This window comes from Spirosoma oryzae, from assembly GCF_003002825.1.
In the GTDB taxonomy this organism is placed as follows: Bacteria; Bacteroidota; Bacteroidia; order Cytophagales; family Spirosomataceae; genus Spirosoma; species Spirosoma oryzae.
The window spans coordinates 1-23,249 of the sequence record NZ_PVTE01000023.1; the positions used below are offsets into that span (position 1 = coordinate 1).

The window sequence follows — 23,249 nt, forward strand, 5'->3', positions numbered from 1 at the left end:
ATCTTCTTCGGCCAGTTGGCTATATCTGGCCAACAGCCAGATCATGTTACAGCGTATCGAAGATCATTACCAAACTTAATTCCCCAACACGTTCTAACCTTTCGAAAACATCTTTAACACTAATAGCATCGTTTACGGCATTCTCTAACTTATGCTTTTTATAATAATCATCATTACCAATTACTAGTGCCAGAGTCTTCATAAAAAAATACAGTATACACTTTTCACCACATTGAGAAAGTTCGCGTTTCGTGTCTCTGTTCTACACAGACACGAAACGCGAACTACGAACCACAAACCGAGATTTACGCTTCCAGTGCGGCTACGCCGGGGAGGGTTTTGCCTTCCATGAATTCGAGCAGTGCACCACCACCCGTCGAGACGTAGCTGACGCGGTCGCCGTAGCCAGCCTGATTGACGGCCGACGCCGAATCACCACCGCCGATGAGCGAGAACGCGCCATTTTTTTCCGTCGCTTCTACCACCGCTTCAGCAATGGCGTTGGTCCCGTGGGCGAAGTTCTCGAACTCGAATACACCCATCGGGCCGTTCCACAGAATCGTCTTCGATTTCAGTACGACGTCCGTGAACAGCTTGATTGTTTCGGGGCCAATGTCGAGCCCTTCCCAACCGTCCGGAATTTGACCCGTAGCGACCGTTTGCCGGTTCGCATTGTTCGAGAAGTCGTCGGCACATACGTTGTCGACGGGCATGTAGATCGTTACACCTTTTGCTTTGGCTTTCTCCAGCAGTTCGAGCGCCAGATCCTGCTTGTCGGCTTCGAGCAGCGACTTACCGATCTTTCCACCTTGGGCTTTGGTGAACGTATAGGTCATACCGCCACCGATAATGAGGTTATCGACTTTGTCGAGCAGTTTCTCAATGATCAGGATTTTGTCGGAGATTTTGGCTCCGCCCATGATCGCCGTGAATGGGCGTTCAGCGTTTTCCAGAATCTTCTTAGCGTTGTCGAGTTCGGCCTGCATAACGTAGCCCGATACGCGGTCGGTGAAGAACTGCCCCATCACGGCGGTGCTGGCGTGGGCGCGGTGTGCCGTTCCGAACGCGTCGTTTACCCATACGTCGCCCAGTTTCGACAGCTTTTCCGCGAAGTCTTTATCGCCCTTCTCTTCTTCTTTGTAGAACCGGAGGTTTTCGAGCAGCAGGATTTCGCCGGGTTGCAGCGCAGCCGCCTGATCGACAGCCGATTGACCAATCGCATCATCGGCGAACTTTACGGGCCGACCGAACGCTTTTTCCAGCGCCGGGATGATGTGCTTCAGCGAATATTTTTCTTCGGGACCACCTTTCGGCCGGCCCAGGTGCGACATCAGGATAGCCGAACCACCATCGTTAACGATCTTCATCACCGTTGGGATGGTGGCTTTGATACGCGTATCGTCGGTGATGGTATACGCTTTGTCGAGAGGGACGTTGAAATCGACCCGAACCAGGGCTTTTTTGCCCGCGAAATTGTAGGTATCTACGGTTTTCATGCGAGGGGTATCGTCATGTTGGTTTACGGGTCAAACTTAGTCGTTTTATAGACAGGATGACAGGATTGGCAGGATTTGATGGCGTACCACCACCGAATACACTGCTAATGGCCACCGCCTGTGTGGGGTTACAGTTGGCTACGGTGGGAAGCCATTCGGTCGAAGAAATTCGGTCAATCCCGTAATCCTGTCAATACAATCCCTGTTCCGGTGTATTTTTGCGCATGAATTGGTATGAAGACGAGGTTGGGCAGCTTGACAAAAAACTCCGCAACAGCTCACCCAATAGTGTAATTTTCTACGGTAGCTCTACCGTTCGGCTCTGGACAGGACTAGAGCAGGATTTTCCCGACGTAAAACCCATCAATGCCGGTTTCGGCGGCTCGACGCTGGCGGCCTGTGCCTGGTTTTTTGAGCGGCTCATCGTTCCCGCCAGGCCCCGTACGCTGGTTCTTTACGCAGGCGACAACGATCTTGGCGACAATCGGCATCCCGAAGAGGTTTACCTCTCGTTTTGTGCCCTGGCGGCCAAGATTCAGCGCGACCTGCCCGATACCGACGTCACCTTTGTGTCGATCAAACCAAGCCCGTCGCGCTGGCACATCGTCGAGCAGATTCGGGCGGCCAACCGATACATCGAAAACGAAATCAAACGCCTGCCCCGCTTCTCGTTTGTCGATCTGACCCAGGTCATGCTGACACCTGACGGGAAGCCACGCAAGGAATTATACCAGGCCGACGGTCTGCACATGAATGCGGACGGCTACGCGCTCTGGTGTCGTGAGTTGACAGCCCGCGTACCGGATCTGACGCAACCGACGGAGGTCGATAATTTCATAAAATCGTAATCTACCAAGCCGAAAAAAATGTAGACATTCGTTTTACCATCATCGGCCGCGTATGCATCGTAACTACCAAAAATGGTTTAGTCCCCACCTGCAACGGGATATGGAGTTACTTGTCTTCGGACACGGTGGCACGCCCGTGCTGGTGTTCCCGGCGCGTCGGGGGCGCTTCTACGACTACGAAGACTGGGGCCTGGTCGAAGCTTTAGGCGACAAGATCGAAAACGGCTGGCTCCAACTGTTCTGTGTCGACAGTATCGACGCCGATGGCCTGTACAGCCGCCGGGTTCCACCCAATGAACGCGTTCAGCGACACGAGCAGTACGAGCGTTACATTCTGGAGGAAGTGGTGCCGTTCATGCACTGTACCAATCCGGAGCCGTTCCGAATGGTTCATGGCTGTAGTTTCGGGGCTTACCACGCCGTTAACATTGCGCTGCGGCATCCGCATCTGTTCAATAAGGTGGTGGCCCTGAGCGGTCGGTACGATCTGTCGGTGCCGGTGGCCGAGTTCCGGGATCTGTTCGACGGCTACTACGACGAAACCATCTACTTCCACACGCCCAATCATTTTCTGCCCAACATTCACGAGGAGCACGCACTGGCCGACCTGCGCCGGATGCAACTCGTACTGACGATTGGCGAAGAAGATCCCTTTCTGGAGAGCACTAAAGCACTGAGTCAGGCGCTACAGATGAAACAGGTCGATCATGAACTTCACTACTGGCAGGGTCGCGCGCATCAGGCAACCGACTGGCGTAAAATGGTGCAGTTGTATCTTTAGTTTGACGTTCGAGGGTTAACGTTTAAAGTTCACCGTTGCCGGAAAGACAAACACCGGGCTGAAGTCCGGCGCAGGACAATGAGTATCTTACTCACTATTGCGCCGGACTTCAGCCCGGTGTTTTATTTTGTACTTGCTATACCGCTACGGCGGGGGTGCCCCGGCTGATCGCCAGCAGGGCGTCGCGACCAGAATTCCAGCGATGCGACACGTTAGCTTCACGGACGGTTTCGGGCGAGCGGGCAATGTCGGCCTGCACGTAGTAGTCGGTCATGCGCTCGGTCATGCGGCTAACAATAGCTTCCGTGCTACCCGATACCAGCAGTTCAGGCGTTTCAGCGGCCAGTTGAATCAGGGCACCGGCGATGGCGTACGTGTAGAACGCGCAGTCGATATCCTGATGCCGAACGGGAACACCGTCGTGCAGCCGCTGCAATTTCACACCCGCATCTTCGAGCCGGTCCGAAGCAAGCGCTTCGCCTTCGGGTTGCGGAAACACAGCATCAACTTTCCGCTTGAACGAATGCCACCAGGGTGGTGTACCGCCCGGATTCAGCGTGTCGCAGAACAGAATGCGCTGCGGCTTATCCGGTTGCGACGCGTGAACCAGCAACAGAGCAGCCCCCAGATGCCGGTCGTCGGCAGCATGACGGGTTTGGATGATGAAGCAATGCAGTTGATCGTCACCGTCGGCCTGCAACTGCGTTGCCTGGGCTTTAACCCGTTCCATTGCTTCGGTCATGTACGCCTTCGTGATGACGTGAACCGGCAGGGATGTCTGTGCCGACGCCTGCGCGTTGAGCTTCTGACCCAACAGCGCCAGTGCCGTCGGATCGGAACGGCGGGTACCAAAGTAGTAGCCAATATCTTCACGACCTTCACCGGGAGGCAGGTCCGCCAGTCCGATCGAGTCGCCGTAATCACCCTGCCGACTGGCCGGACTATACCGGAATGGCACTTCAAGATGCTCGCGGTGAGCTGCCAGGTTATAGATACGTCGTTCAAAACGGGCCAGCAGCGGCTCGTAATGATCGCCTTCGAGAAAAACGTCGCCAATGGGGCGCAGCAGATGCCGGGCAATGGCGTCGTTACGGAGCAGTAGCTCCAGTGCGTCGTCGTGATGGTGTTTGAAAAATTGCCGAAGCGCTCCCTGCTCGACAAATTCTTCGGAATCGGCCAGTGCATCCGGGCTACGGTCGATGCCCGGTACAGTGCCTTGCGCGATCCAGTCGCGCAGGTACTGCTTTACGGTTTTGTCAAAGGCCAGATTAGCGGCTTCAGCCTGCTCACGGCTGTACGACTGCTGATCGTTCACCGGGCTGATGGCGGGCAAAATCTGGTCGGTTCCAAGGGGGTTCAGTACGCCCATGCTCAACTGCTGGGCAACAGTAAGACAAATAGTGAATGCGCTCTCCGGCATTGATCGGGTTGATGAGAAATAAGGTTATAACACCCCACAGCCGTGTGCTACGGAGTTTACAGTAAACAGTACAAGTGGTGACAGAAGTCGGTGAAAACCGACCCAAGAAGAGCTGGACGCAAAACCGCCATGAAACTACACAAATTTTTACGCTTCCCAGCGGTTAATTCGGCGTTTCACACAAAAATAACAACGATTCTTTGGCAATCGTTCGATTGTTTTCAGCGACTTAGTTGGGCATGAATCTAGTACGATTCGCCCGCGCCACCGCCACCCAGTTTTCCACCACCAAAACGGATGCCGGGCTGGTCGGTTGGGGGCATAGTCTGGCTGGTTTGCAGAGCCGCCAGCACGGTCGGGACGGGGCCAGTTATGTCGTTGCTGTCGTCGTCGGGAGCGTCGGTAAAGCCGTTGGCGGGGGTACGCAGGTGTCGGATGCCCAGAACCGCCAGCCCGATCAGGATAAATCCGCCCAGGGTCAGGGCGGCATTGGTTGGCACGAGGTGCCAGTAGCTATGCAGCGTCGCGAAGGCCCCGGTCAGCCCCGTCAGACCCAGAATGAGCAGCATACGGTCGCGTCGGGTTGTGCCGAGCCACAGGTAAAACAGGGGCAGGCTAAACGTCAGCACCCAGAACAGGCCCGGCAAGGCCAGTGTTCCCGGCGCACGCAGAGGTTGATTTTGTAAATCATCGAGTTGCCGTACCGAGTCAGCCAGTACCCCATTGAGTTCGCGAACGACGTAGTAATTGCTACTGCCAAGCACCATCGACAGGCCCATCCATTGACCAAGGTGTAATCCGTCGAGGTAGTACGTTGTCTTTTCAAGCCGTAACAGCCAGGTCGATACAGCGTACAGGGCTAATGACGCCAGCATCAGCGTGTACGGCAACAGGCCCCGACCGGTATCAGTGTGCAGGGTTAAGTCGTAAATCAGTGCATAGAACGTCAGCACCGCCAGCAGGGCGATGAGTGTATCGCCGTAGTACCAGAAAACAAGCAGGAGCAGCGGCAGTGTGAGCAGACAGTGTGTACTGAGCGATATGCCCTCCGGGATAAACTGATTCAACCCAAAGGCAACGAAGCCCGTTGCGAGCACGACAAAGGCATTATCGACTCCGTTACGGTATAGCTTGCGCTTATTGATCAGCACGGCTCCGACAACACCCACGGCTACCCCAAACCCGGCATTGACCAGCCCATATACCAGTCGATCGTTTTCGATCGCCGATGCGAACGGCAGAACCAGCAGGTACACGGCCAGAATAACGACAGTCGTGAACAGAAACAGACCAATTTCAAGGAAGCTGTTGGTTTGCAGAAAACCGACCGAATACGTTGCCTGAACCGTTGCCTGCTGCGCGTCGGTCAGCAAGCCTTGTCGATGCCAGCGGTCGGCCTGTTGCAATACATCCCGATTACGAATCCATGTCTGGTTATAGGCTCTATTCATACGCCGTTGGCCGGCTCCGGCTTACTGGGAAAAGATACTTCGTTACGGCCAGAAAGAAGGCCGCCACGTTGATGGTTGTCGTGGTAATGAGTGCGACCATCACCGTGTCCGACAGTTCGAAGTTGAGCGCTTTAACGCCCCGGCATACGACCACAGCGAAAATACCGAGTAACCACAGCGCCACCATCCAGAAAATGTAACGGGCAAACGTCCGGCGTTCGTGCGTATCCTGCCGGTAACTTTCCAGTCGGGCCTGCTCCATCTCCTGCGTCAGGTTGGCGGCCGTTTTCGGATCGGGATTGGCTAATTGCTGGTTGAAAACCCGCGCAGCCTGTTGTGTAAATCCTGACGGTATCGATTCGTCCATCGCGCGTAAGCAGGCCGATTAGTTGGTAGCGGTAGCCTTCGGTAAAAACGTCTCGCTGAAATAGCGTTTCATCAATTCGTTGCTGATGGGCGCATTGTAGTTCGTTTTACCACCAGCGTTCTGAAACGCCTGATCCCAGGGAGAGTCTTTCAGATGTGTCCAGTTCGACAGCTTGATCGGATCGATGTTTTTGGTAATGTTCCAGACCGCACTCAGCAAATCGAGCGTCATTTTGTCGGGTTCGATATCGCCCGATGGCTGGGGTTTGGTAATTGGCCGACTACCCCACTCTTTAAATTTGTGGTACACCGATTCGACAACGGGACCATATTGCCAGGCTTCCACGTTCTCCCGGATCAACGGTTTACCCGTCAGCGCCAGGTTCATGCCGTTGGCAAAGTACAACACTTTCTGAAGCTTCATGGGCGACAGTGGCGCGTCGTTGAGAATACCCAGATTGATGAAGTAATTCGCTATATAAATCGCGTCAAACATAATTCTTCTGATTAGTCACGCAGTCGCTACATGGTCAAGTAACGCGTACCGATCCGGTTTTGTGCGCCACCTGTTAACAACCCGACCGAAGCGACAAATTACCGCTTTCCCGTAACAATTAAAACTCCGCTTCGCACATAAACCTAAACGATCTTGGAGACCTTTTAGGTTTGCTTTTTAGTTCATTACCAAACAGATATCCCCCTTTCGCTACGCTGTCTGCCGACTACCGGTCAGTTGGCGAATCAGGTAGGCGATCAACGCGATTCCCGTCAGGATGAAATACCAGTAATACCAGCCATCACCCCAGTTGGTCGGGTGGAAGTAGGTAAAAAACAGGAACGTTAGCCCGATGTAGCCATAAACGGTAGCCATCAGCAGAAATAAAAACGAGCCGGCAACCCGGTCAGGTTTAGTACGTCGTTCGTAGCGGGCGTACAGGTCAAACCCCACACAGGTAACAAGCAGGGCCAGTGCATAAAGCAGCCGCTGTTCCCGGAAATTGAACAGTCCACCTAGCAACGCAATCAACAGCAGATTACCTGCGGTAGTTAGGTATGTGTACGTGAAATGCGCTTTGATCGACCGTCGTTCGAGTGCCAGCGCCACCCCGATCAGCAGCAGCGACAGGCCAATCGCCGATAGTACGGTCGGTTGCGCGAAGAAATTGGTTTTCAGGTACAGGTTCAGCGGCCGGACCGTTACGCCTACCCACGAAATCAACGCCACCAGCGCGATCGCCAGAACGCCCCGGTGATCGAACCGGTACGCCAGCGGCAGAAACAGCAGCGCGGGCAACAGCGTCGCCAGACCGTAGCGGGTACCGAAAAGGGTGTATTGGTATTGCGCGTAGCCTTCCAGCGTCAGAAACAGCAAACAAAACAGCAGCAGCGCATAGTCGGTAAAAGCGGCCCGATCTGTGACCATTGTCGTCGACCAGACCGGTCGGTTCAGCCAGGCGTAGACCAGAGAGGCAACGCACCCGGCAATCATAGCCAGCAGCAGTGATCCATGCCCGATCTGATCGAAATTAGCGTAGATCAGGTAACCCAGCCCCGCACTTAGCGCCGTAATACCGACGTAGAGCATCGACCGCAGTTCCCAGTGAATCGACACCGGCTTTTTCTGCTCATAGTCAGCGAGTAACGATTGCTGTTCGGGCGACAAAATACCCTGCTTGCCCAGTTCGTTCAATACCTTTTCGGGGGACATATCAGGCTTTTTTTTTGTTCTTATCATAGCCCCACTACCTCACGACCGGGGATACTTTATCCAGTTTACTCAACGCTGAATGCCGTGAGCATTCGAACCACTGACTGCATGGTTGGACGCCAGAAAGTTATCCTGACCCCTCGGTATTACCTCGACAACTTCCGCTATGTGCTGGACTTTGTCAAGCGGCTGTATGGTACGCTGTTGAACGACGCCGAGTGGACGTTTATTCATCAATTTGAGGCCCTGGGGCTCGACGCACAGAGCCTGTACGTGCGGCTCAGCAACCGTAAAGGACTCTTTTTCCGACTCAATAAACTAAACTACGCCGAAATAATTGACTTGCCGGGGGCGGCCGACGCCCTGCAAACGGCGGGCTTTATCGACCGACTGTCGGCCCACCACGAAGCCATGGGTGAAGCCGCCCTGAGCGTATTTACAAAACCTGAACTGCTGGAATTGCTACCGTTTGAACCGGAGGAACTGCGTCAGCTGGGCAAGGAGAAAAAGGAAGCGGTGATGCAGTATGCCCTGCAGGAGCTTAATTTCGGCGAGATCGTCACGGCGCTGTCGACCCGCGAGTCGGTGGTAAAACTCAACTTCGAGGCCGAAGACATGATGCTTAAATACTTGTTCTTCGGCAACCGGGGCGGCAACATGACCGAGTTTGTGATACGGGATCTGGGCATGATCAACTTCGAGCAGTACGACGAAAGTCAGATGACGGCCCGCTTTCGTACGCGCAAGGAGGTGGAAGACAAACTACTGATTTCGCTGACGAGTGAATCGTTCTACGAGCAGAAGGAAGCGGAACGCCCTGCCGAAGACATTTACAACTGGTTTCTGAACTGGAACGAGACCCGCCCTGAACTCAGTGACATCGCGATTCCTGGCTATCAGAAGCTGGTGTGTCGTGTTGGGGCGCACCTCGAACGGCAAAAACTCCCCGATCAGGCGCTGGCCGTCTACGAACTGTCTGACCGGGTACCGGCCCGCGAACGCCGGGTGCGGCTGCTGTTTAAAAACGGCTCGACGGAAGAAGCGCTGGCGCTGTGCGACGAAATCGCCGTGGCTCCGCTTAATGCCGACGAACGGTATTTTGCCAATGACTTCCGGGATAAGATACTGGGCCTAAGCGAGAAAAAGCGTACCCGCAAAGCCACCACGCGCTTTCTGTCCGATGCCGAAAGCGTATCGATTCCGGCGGCTTACCGGCATCATGTAGAAGAAGGGGTTATGAACTATTACTTCGAGCAGGGTTACGATGCGGCTTTCACCGAGAACTACCCATGGCGGGGTCTGTTCGGGCTGGTGTTCTGGGACATTATCTACGACGCCAACGTGTCGGCCATTCACCACCCGCTGCAACGCGCCCCGTCGGATTTTTACCTGCCCGAGTTTTACCGGAAGCGCGAAGACCTGCTGAAGAAGCGGCTGGCGGAGCTGACAACAAAAGACGACTGGCGACGCCATACCGGCCGGACGTTTAACGCCAAATACGGCATCACCAACGTGCTGGTCGACTGGTCGGACGAGCTGATGAAGCTGGTGCTGCGGTTCATCGATGTGCTGGACGTTGAACAGCTCCGGCTGATTCTGCTCGAAATGGCCCGCAACGTTCGGGAGCATACGCGCGGCTTCCCCGACCTGCTGATCTGGACCGACGACGGGCAGTATTCGTTCGTTGAAGTAAAGTCCCCGACCGACCATCTGGGGCCACAGCAGTTGCACTGGCTTGAATTTTTCCAGACCATCGGCGTACACGGCAAAGTCAACCGGGTGATCTGGGAAGCCGTATAACCGTATAGCCTGGACGCAGATCGTAGCCTGGACCGGTCCGCCGGCGCGGGTCCACGTCCGGGTGCCCGACAGGGCAATTGTGGCAGGCGGCAGCTTTGTTGGCCGCTACCGCGTTCACCAGACGTGGACCGGTCCGTCGGCACGGGTCTGGGCTACAGAGTGCCCGTTAGGGCAACTGCTTACAGTGGATGCGAACAGGCCGCTTCGCGCCCACCCGGACCAGGAGGTCCAGGCTACACAACCGCTACTCTTTCTTCGGTTGAAGCGTTCCCCGCGCCATGATCGTTGGTTTGTCCTCAGCAGTGGTGTAGTGCAGTAAGGTCGCCACAGGTAAAGACGCCTGCGGGTTTTTCACGACCACCAGCCGGTATGACTGCTTGCCGACAATCAGGTTTTGATACGACAGCTGCGGGCTGGGCGTCTGCGGCAAACTCCAGTTGGCAATCGGCTCCTTTGTGACGACAGCAATAGCTTCGTCGGACAAACCGGCTACGGTCGTGTCGGGCGTAAATGTTTTACTCGTTATCCCCTCAATCAGTTTGACAAGCGCCGGGGAAGCCATTTTGGTTTGGGCATAGGCAGTGCTGGTCAGCAACATACCCAGCAGAAGCAGGAGACGGTTCATAACGTGAGCAGATGGTTTAAAGAGTTCTTAAAAACGAACCGCTCTTGTTACGAATAGTTTACCGCCGACGATTTCGGATAATCGTTCCCAATGCTGCTGTCAACGCTGACCGGCGTAGGTTTTCGGGTTGGTAGCCGCTGGTGACCAGTGCGTCAGGAACTCAGCGACCAGCTTCGGGCTATGCCCTTTCCCCTCTTCCAGGTATGCTGAGTTTTGCGTGTGAATCCGGTTGCCTTTCTCATCGAGTACGACGAATACCGGGAAGCCAAAGCGCTGCGGATAGCCTAGTTGTGCCAGCGTTGCTTCGTTCTTGTTTTCGGGACTGTAGTTGACATGCACAACCTCGTAATTCCGGCGCAACAGCTGACTAAGCGTAGAATCCGTCGTGGTCAGGGTGTTGAAGCGAATGCACCAGATACACCAGTTTCCGCCCAGTTGCAGCAGCACGTGCTTCCCCTCCTTTCGCGCTTTGGCAACGGCATTTTTGATATCCTGCTGCGCATCGGCCTGCGGATTATAAATGTGTGGAGCAGCTTTCGCCGTTTCCTGCGCCCGAATGGTTGTTAGGGATGCGGTTAGCAGGCCCGCGATCAGCAGTAGTCGTTTCATGGTTGTATCTGGTAAGGATTAGTAACCCTGCAAGTTAATATCAGACGAGGGGAGCATCTCCACACGTTTGCCCATCTTTTTCTGAATAACCTTGAAGTGATGCTCGTCGTCGGGCGTAATCAGTGAGATTGCTTCGCCCTGGGCATCGGCGCGTCCCGTCCGACCAATGCGATGCACATAATCTTTGGGGGAACGAGGCAGTTCGAAGTTAATCACGTGCGGTAAGCCCTGAATATCAATCCCTCTGGCGATCAGATCGGTAGCCACCAGCACGGTAAGCTTACCATTCTTGAACCGACTCAGCGCATCAGTGCGCGCACCCTGACTTTTATCGCCGTGGATGGCGGCTGCCTGAATACCATTTTTGGTCAGTTTCACCACCAGATTATCGGCCGTGCGGGTCGAGGACACAAACACCAATACCTGCTGCATGGCGTCGTGCTTAATCAGGTAGCGCAGCAGCGGCCCTTTCCGCTCGGCATCGACCCGGTACGCCCGTTGCTGAATCTGGTCAATCGACTGCTCCGGCTCGGCAATGTCGATCAGGATGGGAGCGCGCAACAGATTGTCGCGAATGTCCTGTATGGCGTCACCCAGCGTAGCCGAAAACAGCAGCGTCTGCCGTTGCTGGGGCACCTGCGCCAGCACCTGATTCATTTCCTCGGCAAACCCCAGGTCGAGCATTTTGTCGGCTTCATCGAGCACCAGCGTATCGATGGTCGACAGATCGGCCGCGTTCTGGTCAATCAGATCGAGCAGACGACCCGGTGTCGCCACGACGATTTCCGCATTTCGCAGGGCAATCATCTGCGGATTAGCGGATACGCCCCCAAACACCGCCACCGTTTGCAAGGGCGTTTTCAGGTACTCCCCGAACGTTTGAAAGACCTCGGCCACCTGCACGGCCAGTTCACGGGTCGGGACCAGCACCAGTACCCGCATACTACGCCGACCGGCTCCTTTCCGTCCCGCGAAGCGTTGCAGAATCGGCAGCGCGAAACTGGCCGTTTTCCCGGAGCCGGTTTTGGCAATACCCAGTATGTCGCGACCGGTTAGTATGGCCGGGATGGCCTGCTGCTGGATCGGATAGGGTTGGGTATAACCCTGCTCGGCAACGGCGTCGACCAGCGTTTGCGAAAGGCCGAGGGCGGCAAATGATGAAGTGGTTGTCAAGTAAAATACCAGTTTAGTCCCGACGAATTCCTGCCGTCCCTCCTTCGCGGAAGGGATATACATTCGTCGGGTGGGTTGTAGGGCTTACAACGGATATACGGTCAAAACGTGCGTTTTCGTCCAGCCGATTCGAAAAAACGTCGCATCAATACTACCGTCATTCAGCCACATAAATCGGGCGTTCGCCGGTTATTTTTTCAGACTCAGGCGGTATTAACCGTATTTTTATCCAGCAATCACCTGAATAACACCGATTCAACAAATGAAACCTAAACCCTTACCGTTTAAACTCTGGGTGTGGCTGTTCCCGGCCCTGCTGACAGCCCCGGCCCTGCTGGCGCAGGACGCACCCACCTACCAGACGCCCCCCAAAGCACTGGCCGATCTGGTCACCGTGCCGCCGACACCGACAATCAGCGTATCGGACAAGGGCGACGTCATGTTGATTCTGGAACAGGCCGGTGCGCCCGACATCGCGGAGCTAGCTCAGCCCGAACTCAAGCTGGCCGGTCTGCGGCTCAACCCCGCCAACAACGGCCCCAGCCGAATGCGTTATATCACGGGCCTGAAGCTGAAAAAAGTATCGGGCACGAAAGAGGAACAGGCGCTGACGGGTCTGCCCGCCAAGCCGCTCATCAGCTACATACAATGGTCGCCCGACTACAGTAAAATCGCCTTCGCGCAGTCGACCGACGAGCATATCGAACTGTACGTGGCCGATGTCGCAACGGGCAAGGCCCAGCGCGTAGGAACGGCTTACCTGAACGCTACCCTCGGCACGCCTTACCATTGGCTGTCGGATAGTAAAGGACTGATCGCCCGCATCGTACCAACGGGTCGGGGAGCGGCACCGGAAGTAAGCCGTGTCCCGGTCGGACCAACGACGCAGGAGAACGTAGGCGGTAAGCGCGGACAAGCCCCAACCTATCAGGATCTGCTCAAAAGCCCATCCGACGAGAAACAGTTTGCCTATTACACGACGGCGCAGGTGGTTCGGATCGGTCTTGACGGGCAAACGACCAACATCGGCCCCGCCGGTATCATCGCATCGGCTGACCCATCGCCGGATGGGAAGTACGTGATGATCGAGACCGTGCACACGCCGTTTTCGTACCTCGTCCCCGTCAGTCGGTTTCCGCTGCGCACGGAGGTCTTCGCCGTAAGCGGTACGCTGGTCAAGCTGCTGAACGATGGTCCGTTGCAGGAAAGCGTCCCGTACAGTGCCGACGGTGCCCCCACCGGTCCCCGCAACTACAACTGGCGGGCCGACGCCCCCGCGTCGGTATACTATACTGAAGCGCAGGACAAAGGCGACCCAAAAGTAAAGGCCGACATTCGCGACAAAGTGTATCTGGTCGACGCGCCGTTTAGTGGTCAACCCAAAGAAATTTACGCAGCTCAGTACCGCTTCGGTGGTTTCGACTGGGGCAACGCCACGATGGCACTGGCCAGCGAACGTTGGTGGCAGAACCGCAAGAGTCTGGTCAAAACCGTCGACCCGACCAACTGGCAAACGGCCGTGCTATTCGACCGGTCGTACGAAGATCGGTACAGCAATCCTGGTCAGCCCGACATGCGGCACAATCAGTATGGGTACGAAGTACTGAATATGCTGCCCAACAACGAGATTCTGATGCTGAACGCACAGGGTTCATCGCCCGAGGGTGACCGACCCTTCGTCAGCCTGCTGAACCTGAAGACCAAGAAAACGACGGAGCTGTGGCGGTCGCAGGCTCCCTACTTCGAGCGGCCCGTGGCGGTGCTCAACGCGGCCAAACGGTCGGTACTCGTTACCCGCGAAACGCCCGACGAAAGCCCGAACTACTACGTGACTAACCTGCTGACGAAAGGCAAGAAAGCGGCCGCTCCGGTGCAGGTGACGTTCTTTCCCCACCCTTATCCGCAGCTCAAAGGCATTCAGAAACAGCAGCTTCGGTACAAGCGCGCCGATGGTGTCGACCTGACGGCAACGCTCTACCTGCCGGCTGGCTATAAGAAAGAACAGGGGCCGCTACCAACCTTCCTGTGGGCTTATCCAGCCGAATTCAAGAGCAAAGATGCCGCCAGCCAGGTGTCGGGTTCGCCCTATCAGTTCAACCGCATCAGCTACTGGGGAGCCGCAGCCTTCGTGACAATGGGCTACGCTATTCTCGATAACGCCAGTATTCCCATCGTGGGTGAAGGCGACAAAGAACCCAACGATACCTACGTCCAACAGCTGGTGTCGAGTGCTAAAGCGGCTATAGACGAGGGCGTCCGGCTGGGCGTCGTTGATTCGAGTCGCGTTGGGGTCGGTGGTCACTCCTACGGCGCTTTCATGACGGCTAACCTACTGACGCACAGCAAGCTGTTCAAAGCCGGTATCGCGCGGAGTGGTGCCTACAACCGGACGCTGACGCCGTTTGGCTTCCAGAACGAGCAGCGTACCTACTGGCAGGCACCCGACGTGTACAACACGATGTCGCCTTTCCAGAACGCCGACAAAGTGAAAACGCCCATCCTGCTGGTACACGGCGAAGCCGACAACAACACGGGTACGTTCCCGATTCAGTCGGAGCGGTATTACAATGCGTTGAAAAGCTTCGGCGTCTCGACCCGACTGGTGTTGCTACCATACGAAAGCCACGGGTATACCGCGAAAGAATCGCTGCTGCACATGCTGTCAGAAATGAACGGCTGGCTTGACAAATACGTCAAGAACCCCACCGCGACGGCTACCAAAACTGGTGGTCAACCCGCTAAAATGGGTGGTGGCAACTAAGAGAAAAACAACCCCTAACCCTTCGACCGGCCCCTCTCTCCTTCAGGAAGAGGGGCTTTTTTTGTAACCTGTGTAGCCCAGACCGGGACCGGGCCGCCGGAGCGGGTCCTGGCTACATAGTTGCGGCCCCAAAACTGTCACCTCGAGCAAGTGTAGCCTGGACGTCCACGTCCGGGTGCCCGTCAGGGCAACTACGCTGGCGGCAGCTATTTGGTCGCTCCGCGCCCACCCGGACCTGGAGGTCCAGACTACGATATAGGCTACGCTACGCGCCAGCCCCTTCACCCGATACGCTGGGTTGTGCAGGCTGCGCCGTACTGCTGCGGGTCAGCGAAATGGCGACGGCGGTCAGGATGAGGCCCGTTGCGGTCCAGTAGACGGCCCGCATCCCGCGTAGCTGTGCCATCGTATCCAGCGGGTTAGTATGATTCGTCAGGGCGTACCGGTTGCGAACGCTGTACCAGACAGCCGCGCTCATGGCAATACCGACGACTAATCCCATGTTTCGCACAAAGGCGATGATGCTACTGGCTACCCCGCGCTGCGCCAACGGAGCCGCATTAAGTGCGCTACTGCTGTTTGGTGACTGAAACAGGGCAAACCCAAAGCTGACAAGTGCACTTCGCCAGACGACATCCTGCCACACCCAGTCGGGGCGCAGAAACGAAAACGTGAAGTAGCCAACCGCCGTAACCAGCAGCCCCGCACTCGACAGCCAACGCGTCGGTACGCGGCTCGACAGGTAGCCACCGACCGGCGCAATGACACTGAGTGTCAGCGGACCAGCCAGCAGGGTCAGCCCCGCTTTCTGGGGGGTGAAATGCAGGAGCTGTTGCAGAAAAAACGGAATAATGAACAGGTTCGCCCCCGATGCGACAAAGCCCAGCCAGGCAGCCGCGATTGCTGACGTGTACGGTTTGATACGAAACAGGGCTAGTTGCAGCATGGGCAAAGGCGTGTGCGACTCCCAGAAAAAAAAGCCCGTCAATAAGGCCACGCCCACCACCAGCAGACCCAGTACACGCGGGTCGTTCCAGCCGAAATCGGGTTCGGGGCCAAAATCCAGTCCGATCAGCAAGGTCGTGACGCCGAATAGAAAGAGCCCCGCGCCTACCAGATCGAATGGTTTACGGCCCTGCGTCGGGCTGGCGGGCAGTACGACCCACGCCCGCCAGATAGCGATCAGGCCAACGGGCACGTTAACAAAGAAAATGCTCGACCAGCCAAACCGTCCCAGCAGCAGCCCGCCGATTACCGGCCCGGCACTGGCACCGGCGGCTACGATGGCCCCGACCAGTCCCAGCGCCTGCCCGCGCTCGCTGGGCGCGAACGTATCCGAAATAATGGCCGGACTGATCGCAAACAGCATCGACGCGCCCAGCCCCTGCACGATTCGCGACACGACCAGCAACTCAATCGAGTTCGACAGGCCACAGAGCAGCGACCCGACCACAAAGATGACGAACCCGGCAATGTACATCGGTCGCCGACCCAGCCAGTCAGACAGCTTCCCCATGATGAGCAGCGTACTCGTGGTCGTCAGCAGATAACTGAGCACCACCCATTCGACGCTGTCACCTGCGTTCAGTTCACGCCGGATTGTGGGTAACGCAATGTTGACGATGCTGCTGTCGAGCGTCGACATAAACGTACCGAAGGCCAGCGTAGCCAGTACAAGCCATTTATTGGGCGCTGCTGTTGTTGGGGGATTTGTTACCACGGAGACGAAACGATTGGGCACTGATTCGGTAAACCACCGACAGACCGCGTTGTTTCAACACCCCATTTTCGGGAGCGACCGGCTAACCTTGCCGTACCAAAGCCGGTTATTCAGATTAAACCAGCTACAACCATGATTACAGCCCTCGATCCTAAAACTGCCCTTGTCCAGATCGATATGCAACGCGGCATCGTCAGTGGCGACAAAGCCCACCCGACGCAGCCTATTATCGATGCCATTGCCCGCTTGCAGACAGCGTTCCGGCAGGCCGGTTTGCCCGTCGTGATCGTTCATGTCGAGCCAATTGGCAGTCCGGCGTCTATTGTTCGATCGGAGCGCAACCAGTTTCCGAAAGACAAAGTCGGGCAACAGCAACAGCAGGAAACAATGCTGGCCAATCACTTCTTCGACATCGTCGAGCCGTTAGCCCCCCAACCGGGTGACGTGACGATCACGAAAGAAACGTGGAACGCGTTTTTCAACACACCGCTGCACGACGAACTACAGCAACGCGGCATCACCGGCATCGTGCTCTGCGGTATATCGACCAGCGTCGGCGTTGAGGGGACGGCACGCGCAGCCAATGAATTTGGGTACAACGTCAGTTTCGCCACCGACGCCATGACCGATACCTTGGAAGATGCCCATGACCACAGCCTGAAAAACATCTTCCCCCGTATTGGCGAACTAGGCACCACCGACGAGATTATCGCCCGGTTAGCAGAACGAGACTAGGGCTGCGAAAGCTGATCGGCGGGCCAGATTACCGTCTCTTGTACACCTCTTCAAAATCGACCGGTGCCCAACCCGGCAGGCCCACCGCAGCAGGGCGTTCTACCAGAAACCGGCCCGTCTGCGTGTCGATGATAATGGTACGCGTGTCTTTGTTGACAACCGCCTGATAGCGTTGCGTTGGCCAGCCAGGCTGATTCTGTTGCGCAGGCTCACCGGTTGGTTTGTTAGCCATCAGCAGAACGGCTCCTACCGTTAGTGCACCAAGGCAGAAAGACTTGAGATCGATAGTAAATGAGATTGTTTTCATAATTTCACCTTCAAACGTACTGAAAGAAGAAACCGACGATTCTCAAAATCACGAAACGGCTATGAGAACGCTGACAATCACCAAAGCTAACTACGTAGACCGGTATAAAATACGACTATCATTTTCTGACGACACAAGTCAATTAATTGATTTCGAGCCGTTTTTAGTAAATCACCTGCATCCTCGGCACGATAAATATCGGCAACTCGCTAATTTTAAACAGTTTCACTTGGAGCGCGGCAACATTGTTTGGGGAGAAGACTGGGACTTAATTTTCCCCATTGTCCAACTCCATCAGGGGTTTGTCGCTCCTGCCCCCTATTAACACCATCGTGCAGTCAATAGGATTCATATGCAAGGCGAAGCGTTTGAATCACCTTATCGTCAATGATCGTGTACCGCATCGTAGGTAGGTTAGCGCTACTGTATTCATACCGATAGCTTACCCCTTCGACACGCGTGATGTTGTTAGAACTCAGCGTACTCAGGTTTAAAAACCAGTTGGCGATACCGCCGAAGTAACCGGGCACAACGTACACCCCATAAAATGGATTGATTTTCGTGTCGTAGGAAAGCGCATAGGTCTGCGGGCTGCTCGTTGTTCCGTTGATGGTCGTCAGCGTACGGACACTCGTCACCAGATCGCCGGTATCGCTGTAGTCACTGACATAGGTGGCACTGGTCGATTGACAGGAATATGCTTTCTGACTGCCTATCACTTTTTTGGCCGCATCGTATATCGGGCGTAGTACATAGCTGAACCGCCCGCTACAATCCAGTTCGCTCAGACCGACAATCGTCTGATTGGGGCACAACGGAACACCATTACTGGCTTTGTACCGGATCTCTGTTAGCTGACCGTCTGTGTTGTAATCGAACTGATGCTCCTCCGCCGGCGGGGCGACAAGCGTATAGCTGGCCGGCACAACGATCTGATGCTGGTGTTTGGGCATCTGGTTTTCGCGTCGTACTGGTAGTAATTCCGTTCGGTTGTTACCCATGTACTATCCGGGGTCTGCACCGCCTGTACCTTACTCAGGCACCCGTCACGATCATACGTAAATGTCGTTAGCCGGGCACTATTCTCCGGAAGCACTTCACTCATCAACGTCACCCGCAGGCGGGCTGCCGCCGAACCGGGCACAGTCACCGGCACAGCGCCGGGCGTGGGATTAGCCGGATCAGGCTCAACCTGTGGCGACTGACAGTCGGCTGCTATAGCCAGCAGAATAGGCAGTACCCAATAGCGACGTAAACGGCTAGCAATCACAGGATTTCGTGCTTACGTATTGCCTGGAAGCAAGTGATATTCCTGACCTACGCCATTGCGGGGCTTATTTTATCATAAGGTTTTTATTTAAACTCAAAACTGTAGCTCAGGCTCGGGATAGGCGCACCGAAGATGCTTAACTGATACGGATTTGTGGCCTGCCCTTCCGTGCGGTAGAAGATCGAATACACGTTACGACGTCCGTAGAGATTATAAACCGTGAATGTCCAGTGCCCCTGCCAGCGTCGATGCTTCAGGCTTGGATTGTAAATATTCCAGGCAAAATCAAGCCGATGGTAATCAGGAAGACGAGCCCCGTTCCGCTCGTTGTAATACGGATATGTCCGCCCTTGATAGCGGACAAACCCTTCGGGGGCGGTAAAGGGTCGGCCTGTACTGTAGATAAAGTTGAACGAAAAGCTATGGTGCTTACCCTGATTCAGATTCAGGCTGAGGTTGATGCTGTGGGGGCGGTCATAGTTAGCCCGATACCAGCTACCACCGTTGATCTGATCGCTCAACGAGACGCCCTGACTAACCTGATTGAACGTTCGGGCGAAGGTGTAATTTACCCAGCCCGTCAGTTCCCCTTTTTTCTTAGCCAGCATCACCTCCAGCCCGTACGCTTTGCTACGACCGCTCAGCAACTGGGTTTCAGGATAGGCTTGCAACAGAAAGTCCGCGCCAGCCTTATAATCTAGTACATGCTGCGTATTGCGCCAGTACCCCTCGGCGGACAACTCGAAAATAGCGGTAGGTGAAGTATAAAAATAGCCTGCCGAGACCAGTTGGTTAACCTGTGGTTGAATGTGGGCGTCGGCGGTTTTCCAGCGGGAGGTGGGTAGGGGTGTTGTTGTATTAGTAACTACCTGCAGATACTGACGCATCAGGTTGTAGCCCAGTTTGATCGATGAATGCGTGTTCAGAGCGTAGCGTAAGCCGATCCGCGGCTCCACTCCCCCGTAGCGGGCACTTACCTGCCCCCGACCATACCGTATTGAGTCGACAACCGTACTGACATCAGGCGTTTCACCAGCCCGGTATTGGCGCACCACCGATGGGCCCAGATTTAAAAAATAGCTGTATCGTAATCCGGCCGACAGGGCCAACCGGCCCGACAGGCTAATCTCATCTTCCAGATGGATGGCCAGTTCAAGCGCCTGCTCGGCCGGTGCTCTCCGGTAGTTGACTGACGGGCTCTGGTTAGGAATCAGCTCGCCCGGATTCAGGCTGTAATGTATCCCACTCACGCCTGCTTCAATCTTCTGGTTGACTAGTTGGTAGTTCAGGTTCGACTTTAACTGACGTTGGCCCAAGGCTTGTTTGAGCACAACCCGATTCGCCGTGCTATCTTCGATCGACACGATTTCCGGTCTGTATTGCGCACTTATAACCGTCGTCTGTAAGTTGAGCCGGGGTGAGACAGCGTGGAACCAGCGCATCATCCCATTCGTCGTTTGTTGCGCGTACTGCGTACCAGCCGCATTGACGTTTGCCAGACTACCAAGCAGATCGGTTTGAAACAGATCGACACCCGTGTAGCCCATCGCGGTGATCGTGTTCCGCTCGTCAAGCCGCCAGAACAACTTGGCCACGCCATCGCCGAACTTGGCCCGTATGCCTGAGAAGCGGGGAGAAACAAGCCGGAGTAAAAAGTCATTGACAGCCCCCCGACCAGAAACGAGCAGGGCCAGTTTATCGCGTACAATCGGCGTTTCAATCGTCAGCTTGTTAGCCACCAGACTTATCCCCCCCCTCAGACTGAACTGATTCAGCGAGGGATTGCGTAGGCTGACATCCAGTACCGATGCGGCCCGGCCTCCATACCGGGCCGGTACTGTTCCCTTATACAGATCCAGGCTCGTTGCCGCTTCTGGAGGAAAAACGGAGAACAGCCCGAACATATGAGTCGGATTGAAGATAGGCGTCTCGTCCAGCAGCATCAGGTTCTGGTCTGTCGTCCCTCCCCGAATATTAACGCCGTTGGCAGCTTCACCAACGCTGGTTACCCCCGGAAGCAACTGAAGACCACGCAGGATATCGACTTCACCCAAAGCGTTGGGCAGGCGTTTGAGTAGACTGACGTTCAGCTGACTAACACCCAGCAGCGGTTGATTAACAGTGCGATCAAAGCTTTTGCTGGTTACAATAACTTCGGCTAGTTGACTGGCTACGCTGGCTAATTTAACCGTCAGTTCCCGATTTTGATGCAGGCTGATGGTTGTCCGGAAGGGAACGTAGCCGATCCTGCGAATCACAATAACGCGGGAGCCGCCGGGCAGCCTGATCGTGTACCGGCCATTTATATCGGTATGAATGCCCGTTGTCGAGCGGTCGTAGTCAACAATAACAACAGCATGCTCGATGGGCTGACCAGTCAGCGAATCGGTCACAGTTCCCGATACGGTAAAACCGGACTGCGCCCAGGCAACGGAGCCAGTCGTCAGAAATAGCCAAAGAAATAAGAATGAGTACCGCGTTTTCCCCATAAAGCGGTTGGCTAGCCAATAGTACAGAATGACATTTGCCCCTGAACCAAGCTTTCGCTATCCGCCACGAGGCTCAATTGGTAGACGATCCACTCTGCCGTTAGATATTTATCGAACCAACACGTATAACTACCCGGCTAAATATAACTAAATACAGCATAAATTAAATTATTACCTTACGAGACTTGATACATCGGGGAAGAGGGCAACGTCTGGTTTAAAGCCTTCTGCCCTGGCACTACCGCAACCGAGCTACTCAGTCCTTGTATCAGGAGCAGCGCTATTATACAACAGCGATTACTATGCATCGTATACTTTCATGGACAAGTTGCTGGCTATGCGCCGTGGTCGTCGGTGCCTGCGTCGATCCGGTTTCCGTCGACAGCCAGCAGCAGAACGATATACTGGTTGTTGACGGCACTATTACCAATCTGGCGGAGCCACAACGTATCCGGATTAACCGGTCGGTAGCCGATCGACTGACTGGTCGCTTCGGTACGCTGCCCGTTACAAAAGCGACCGTAGACGTAGTAACCGACTCAGCGCAGGTTAGCGTAGCTACAGAAACTACCGATGGTACGTATCAACTACCAGCTGACTTTCGCGGTCAGGTAGGCCACGCGTATCAACTGCGCTTTACACTAAGCGATGGGAGCCGCTACGTATCCACTCAGCAAGTGATGCAGCCCGTGCCGCCAATTAGTCAGGTGACCGCTCAGTTTAGCAACACCAGTTTACCGACCGGTCAACTCAATGGGTACCGCGCCGGCCACACCCTCAATGTGCAGAGTCAGGACCCAGCCGGTCAGCACAATTACTACCGGTGGGACTGGCTCTTGTACGAACGCCAGTATTGGTGTCGTAGCTGCGTGCAGGGGGTATATTCCGTCTACAAAATCCTGCCCAACATCTACAAAGACCGGGACTACTTTGTGACGGGTGACGAAGTATACGAGGACTGTTTCAACCCACCCGCTGGTCAGGCAAGCTATGACGCTCCTGACGTACCTAAAGACTACTGGATATATGACTATCCCTGCCGAAGCGCCTGCTGGCAGATTCTACGTGGTTATACCATCAACGTCTTTAATGATTTGTACAGCAACGGAGGCATCATTAGCCGGCAAAGCGTAGCTCAGATTCCCTTCTATGCGCCACAACCCGCACTGGTTGACATTCGTCAGCTTTCCCTGACGGCGGATGCTTATCGCTATTACAAACTATTTGCGGATCAGACGCAAACAACGGGTGGCCTGGCCGACACACCCCCAACTGCACTGGTGGGTAACGTCCGGTCAACAACCGGCAATCCGCTGGCAGTAGTCGGTTATTTCACGGCTTCTGCTGTTTCACTCGTTCATTACTGGCTGGATCGTAAGGATACCCAGGGGGTTTCCTTCGGGGCAACGGACCCAGCAGGGGCACCTAGCGGTACAGGTGATGCGTTATTTTACGCGCTCAACCTACGCCGACCCATGGCGGAACCGCCACCGCCCTATCAGGGGGGGCGGGACGTACCCAAAATCAGGCTGTGGCCAACGACAGACCGCCCCCCTACCGCACCTTGTCTGTTAAGTGATAACCGGACTCCGTTCAAGCCGGAGGGATGGCGGGACTAACGACTGTGGTAATCAACTGTACTACGTTATTGGACGCTGCGCATCAATCAGATACAGTTGATCGGAGATCA

At 55.2% G+C, this 23,249-nt stretch carries 22 protein-coding genes; 8 read left to right on the top strand and 14 right to left on the bottom strand.

Annotated elements, in window-relative coordinates:
• Window positions 1–46 precede the first annotated feature (46 nt).
• Both CLV58_RS29215 and CLV58_RS21415 read right to left on the bottom strand, forming a co-directional pair.
• The gene (locus tag CLV58_RS29215) at window positions 47–202 is read right to left on the bottom strand and encodes a caspase family protein (RefSeq protein WP_425443544.1); all 156 of its coding nucleotides are present in this window, start codon (window positions 200–202) and stop codon (window positions 47–49) included.
• A 103-nt stretch (window positions 203–305) separates the two neighbouring features.
• Window positions 306–1,496: a phosphoglycerate kinase gene (locus CLV58_RS21415; protein WP_106139884.1), complete on the bottom strand. Its 1,191-nt coding sequence runs from the start codon at window positions 1,494–1,496 to the stop codon at window positions 306–308.
• A 224-nt stretch (window positions 1,497–1,720) separates the two neighbouring features.
• On the opposite strand from CLV58_RS21415, the gene CLV58_RS21420 reads away from it, so the two are divergent.
• Window positions 1,721–2,344 carry a GDSL-type esterase/lipase family protein gene (locus tag CLV58_RS21420; RefSeq protein WP_106139885.1) on the top strand — a complete coding sequence of 208 codons (624 nt, stop codon included), beginning with the start codon at window positions 1,721–1,723 and terminating at the stop codon, window positions 2,342–2,344.
• A 52-nt stretch (window positions 2,345–2,396) separates the two neighbouring features.
• On the top strand, window positions 2,397–3,125 hold the full coding sequence (locus CLV58_RS21425; RefSeq protein ID WP_106139886.1) for an esterase family protein: 729 nt from the start codon (window positions 2,397–2,399) through the stop codon (window positions 3,123–3,125).
• Between the two features lie 136 nt (window positions 3,126–3,261).
• On the opposite strand, the gene CLV58_RS21430 is transcribed toward CLV58_RS21425, so the two are convergent.
• The 5 genes from CLV58_RS21430 to CLV58_RS21450 form a co-directional block, all read right to left on the bottom strand.
• Window positions 3,262–4,545: a hypothetical protein gene (locus CLV58_RS21430; protein ID WP_245882408.1), complete on the bottom strand. Its 1,284-nt coding sequence runs from the start codon at window positions 4,543–4,545 to the stop codon at window positions 3,262–3,264.
• Window positions 4,546–4,790: 245 nt separating this feature from the next.
• Window positions 4,791–5,996 carry a hypothetical protein gene (locus tag CLV58_RS21435; protein WP_106139887.1) on the bottom strand — a complete coding sequence of 402 codons (1,206 nt, stop codon included), beginning with the start codon at window positions 5,994–5,996 and terminating at the stop codon, window positions 4,791–4,793.
• Window positions 5,989–6,363 carry a hypothetical protein gene (locus CLV58_RS21440; RefSeq protein ID WP_106139888.1) on the bottom strand — a complete coding sequence of 125 codons (375 nt, stop codon included), beginning with the start codon at window positions 6,361–6,363 and terminating at the stop codon, window positions 5,989–5,991. The genes CLV58_RS21435 and CLV58_RS21440 overlap by 8 nt, the downstream gene beginning before the upstream one ends.
• Before the next feature lie 18 nt (window positions 6,364–6,381).
• Window positions 6,382–6,858, bottom strand: a complete 477-nt coding sequence (locus CLV58_RS21445) for a Panacea domain-containing protein (protein WP_106139889.1) — start codon at window positions 6,856–6,858, stop codon at window positions 6,382–6,384.
• A gap of 210 nt (window positions 6,859–7,068) precedes the next feature.
• Window positions 7,069–8,070: a DUF2157 domain-containing protein gene (locus CLV58_RS21450; RefSeq protein ID WP_106139890.1), complete on the bottom strand. Its 1,002-nt coding sequence runs from the start codon at window positions 8,068–8,070 to the stop codon at window positions 7,069–7,071.
• A 108-nt stretch (window positions 8,071–8,178) separates the two neighbouring features.
• Between CLV58_RS21450 and CLV58_RS21455 the strand changes: the two genes are divergently transcribed.
• Entirely contained in the window at window positions 8,179–9,870 is a 1,692-nt protein-coding gene (locus CLV58_RS21455) for a VRR-NUC domain-containing protein (protein ID WP_106139891.1), read from the top strand.
• A gap of 244 nt (window positions 9,871–10,114) precedes the next feature.
• On the opposite strand, the gene CLV58_RS21460 is transcribed toward CLV58_RS21455, so the two are convergent.
• The 3 genes from CLV58_RS21460 to CLV58_RS21470 form a co-directional block, all read right to left on the bottom strand.
• Window positions 10,115–10,495, bottom strand: coding sequence for a hypothetical protein (locus tag CLV58_RS21460; RefSeq protein WP_106139892.1), 381 nt, complete (start codon window positions 10,493–10,495; stop codon window positions 10,115–10,117).
• Window positions 10,496–10,594: 99 nt separating this feature from the next.
• Window positions 10,595–11,104 carry a thioredoxin family protein gene (locus tag CLV58_RS21465; protein ID WP_106139893.1) on the bottom strand — a complete coding sequence of 170 codons (510 nt, stop codon included), beginning with the start codon at window positions 11,102–11,104 and terminating at the stop codon, window positions 10,595–10,597.
• 18 nt (window positions 11,105–11,122) lie between these two features.
• Window positions 11,123–12,340 (bottom strand): DEAD/DEAH box helicase, encoded by a 1,218-nt coding sequence (locus tag CLV58_RS21470; protein ID WP_106139894.1) that lies wholly within the window; start codon window positions 12,338–12,340, stop codon window positions 11,123–11,125.
• Here CLV58_RS21470 and CLV58_RS29220 point away from each other — a divergent pair.
• Both CLV58_RS29220 and CLV58_RS21475 read left to right on the top strand, forming a co-directional pair.
• Entirely contained in the window at window positions 12,304–12,450 is a 147-nt protein-coding gene (locus tag CLV58_RS29220) for a hypothetical protein (protein ID WP_146141500.1), read from the top strand. The two genes, CLV58_RS21470 and CLV58_RS29220, sit on opposite strands and share 37 nt — an antisense overlap.
• An 89-nt stretch (window positions 12,451–12,539) precedes the next feature.
• Complete coding sequence (locus CLV58_RS21475) at window positions 12,540–15,038, top strand: S9 family peptidase (protein ID WP_106139895.1); 2,499 nt, start codon at window positions 12,540–12,542, stop codon at window positions 15,036–15,038.
• A 265-nt stretch (window positions 15,039–15,303) separates the two neighbouring features.
• Here CLV58_RS21475 and CLV58_RS21480 read toward each other — a convergent pair whose 3' ends face one another.
• On the bottom strand, window positions 15,304–16,758 hold the full coding sequence (locus tag CLV58_RS21480) for an MFS transporter (RefSeq protein WP_245882409.1): 1,455 nt from the start codon (window positions 16,756–16,758) through the stop codon (window positions 15,304–15,306).
• A 132-nt stretch (window positions 16,759–16,890) separates the two neighbouring features.
• On the opposite strand from CLV58_RS21480, the gene CLV58_RS21485 reads away from it, so the two are divergent.
• Window positions 16,891–17,493: an isochorismatase family protein gene (locus CLV58_RS21485; protein ID WP_106139896.1), complete on the top strand. Its 603-nt coding sequence runs from the start codon at window positions 16,891–16,893 to the stop codon at window positions 17,491–17,493.
• A 28-nt stretch (window positions 17,494–17,521) separates the two neighbouring features.
• Here the strand turns inward: CLV58_RS21485 and CLV58_RS21490 are convergent, their stop codons facing one another.
• The gene (locus tag CLV58_RS21490; protein WP_106139897.1) at window positions 17,522–17,800 is read right to left on the bottom strand and encodes a hypothetical protein; all 279 of its coding nucleotides are present in this window, start codon (window positions 17,798–17,800) and stop codon (window positions 17,522–17,524) included.
• Window positions 17,801–17,861: 61 nt separating this feature from the next.
• Here CLV58_RS21490 and CLV58_RS21495 point away from each other — a divergent pair, with 61 nt between their 5' ends.
• Entirely contained in the window at window positions 17,862–18,125 is a 264-nt protein-coding gene (locus CLV58_RS21495; RefSeq protein ID WP_106139898.1) for a DUF2442 domain-containing protein, read from the top strand.
• Between the two features lie 13 nt (window positions 18,126–18,138).
• Here the strand turns inward: CLV58_RS21495 and CLV58_RS21500 are convergent, their stop codons facing one another.
• Window positions 18,139–18,801, bottom strand: a complete 663-nt coding sequence (locus CLV58_RS21500) for a hypothetical protein (RefSeq protein WP_106139899.1) — start codon at window positions 18,799–18,801, stop codon at window positions 18,139–18,141.
• A gap of 352 nt (window positions 18,802–19,153) precedes the next feature.
• Window positions 19,154–21,559, bottom strand: a complete 2,406-nt coding sequence (locus CLV58_RS21505; RefSeq protein WP_106139900.1) for a TonB-dependent receptor — start codon at window positions 21,557–21,559, stop codon at window positions 19,154–19,156.
• Between the two features lie 302 nt (window positions 21,560–21,861).
• Here CLV58_RS21505 and CLV58_RS21510 point away from each other — a divergent pair, with 302 nt between their 5' ends.
• On the top strand, window positions 21,862–23,178 hold the full coding sequence (locus CLV58_RS21510) for a DUF4249 domain-containing protein (protein WP_106139901.1): 1,317 nt from the start codon (window positions 21,862–21,864) through the stop codon (window positions 23,176–23,178).
• The last annotated feature ends 71 nt before the right edge of the window (window positions 23,179–23,249 follow it).

What these genes read in the sequence shown, in the direction of transcription:
- CLV58_RS21475 (WP_106139895.1), top strand. Translation starts at nt 12,540, where the DNA reads ATGAAACCTAAACCCTTACCGTTTAAACTCTGGGTGTGGCTGTTCCCG.
- CLV58_RS21490 (WP_106139897.1), bottom strand. Translation starts at nt 17,800, where the DNA reads ATGAAAACAATCTCATTTACTATCGATCTCAAGTCTTTCTGCCTTGGT.
- CLV58_RS21485 (WP_106139896.1), top strand. Translation starts at nt 16,891, where the DNA reads ATGATTACAGCCCTCGATCCTAAAACTGCCCTTGTCCAGATCGATATG.
- CLV58_RS21495 (WP_106139898.1), top strand. Translation starts at nt 17,862, where the DNA reads ATGAGAACGCTGACAATCACCAAAGCTAACTACGTAGACCGGTATAAA.
- CLV58_RS21470 (WP_106139894.1), bottom strand. Translation starts at nt 12,340, where the DNA reads ATGTATATCCCTTCCGCGAAGGAGGGACGGCAGGAATTCGTCGGGACT.
- CLV58_RS21420 (WP_106139885.1), top strand. Translation starts at nt 1,721, where the DNA reads ATGAATTGGTATGAAGACGAGGTTGGGCAGCTTGACAAAAAACTCCGC.
- CLV58_RS21460 (WP_106139892.1), bottom strand. Translation starts at nt 10,495, where the DNA reads ATGAACCGTCTCCTGCTTCTGCTGGGTATGTTGCTGACCAGCACTGCC.
- CLV58_RS21505 (WP_106139900.1), bottom strand. Translation starts at nt 21,559, where the DNA reads ATGGGGAAAACGCGGTACTCATTCTTATTTCTTTGGCTATTTCTGACG.
- CLV58_RS21425 (WP_106139886.1), top strand. Translation starts at nt 2,397, where the DNA reads ATGCATCGTAACTACCAAAAATGGTTTAGTCCCCACCTGCAACGGGAT.
- CLV58_RS21440 (WP_106139888.1), bottom strand. Translation starts at nt 6,363, where the DNA reads ATGGACGAATCGATACCGTCAGGATTTACACAACAGGCTGCGCGGGTT.
- CLV58_RS21450 (WP_106139890.1), bottom strand. Translation starts at nt 8,070, where the DNA reads ATGTCCCCCGAAAAGGTATTGAACGAACTGGGCAAGCAGGGTATTTTG.
- CLV58_RS21455 (WP_106139891.1), top strand. Translation starts at nt 8,179, where the DNA reads ATGGTTGGACGCCAGAAAGTTATCCTGACCCCTCGGTATTACCTCGAC.
- CLV58_RS21430 (WP_245882408.1), bottom strand. Translation starts at nt 4,545, where the DNA reads ATGCCGGAGAGCGCATTCACTATTTGTCTTACTGTTGCCCAGCAGTTG.
- CLV58_RS21435 (WP_106139887.1), bottom strand. Translation starts at nt 5,996, where the DNA reads ATGAATAGAGCCTATAACCAGACATGGATTCGTAATCGGGATGTATTG.
- CLV58_RS21445 (WP_106139889.1), bottom strand. Translation starts at nt 6,858, where the DNA reads ATGTTTGACGCGATTTATATAGCGAATTACTTCATCAATCTGGGTATT.
- CLV58_RS21500 (WP_106139899.1), bottom strand. Translation starts at nt 18,801, where the DNA reads ATGGGTAACAACCGAACGGAATTACTACCAGTACGACGCGAAAACCAG.
- CLV58_RS21510 (WP_106139901.1), top strand. Translation starts at nt 21,862, where the DNA reads ATGCATCGTATACTTTCATGGACAAGTTGCTGGCTATGCGCCGTGGTC.
- CLV58_RS21465 (WP_106139893.1), bottom strand. Translation starts at nt 11,104, where the DNA reads ATGAAACGACTACTGCTGATCGCGGGCCTGCTAACCGCATCCCTAACA.
- CLV58_RS21415 (WP_106139884.1), bottom strand. Translation starts at nt 1,496, where the DNA reads ATGAAAACCGTAGATACCTACAATTTCGCGGGCAAAAAAGCCCTGGTT.
- CLV58_RS29215 (WP_425443544.1), bottom strand. Translation starts at nt 202, where the DNA reads ATGAAGACTCTGGCACTAGTAATTGGTAATGATGATTATTATAAAAAG.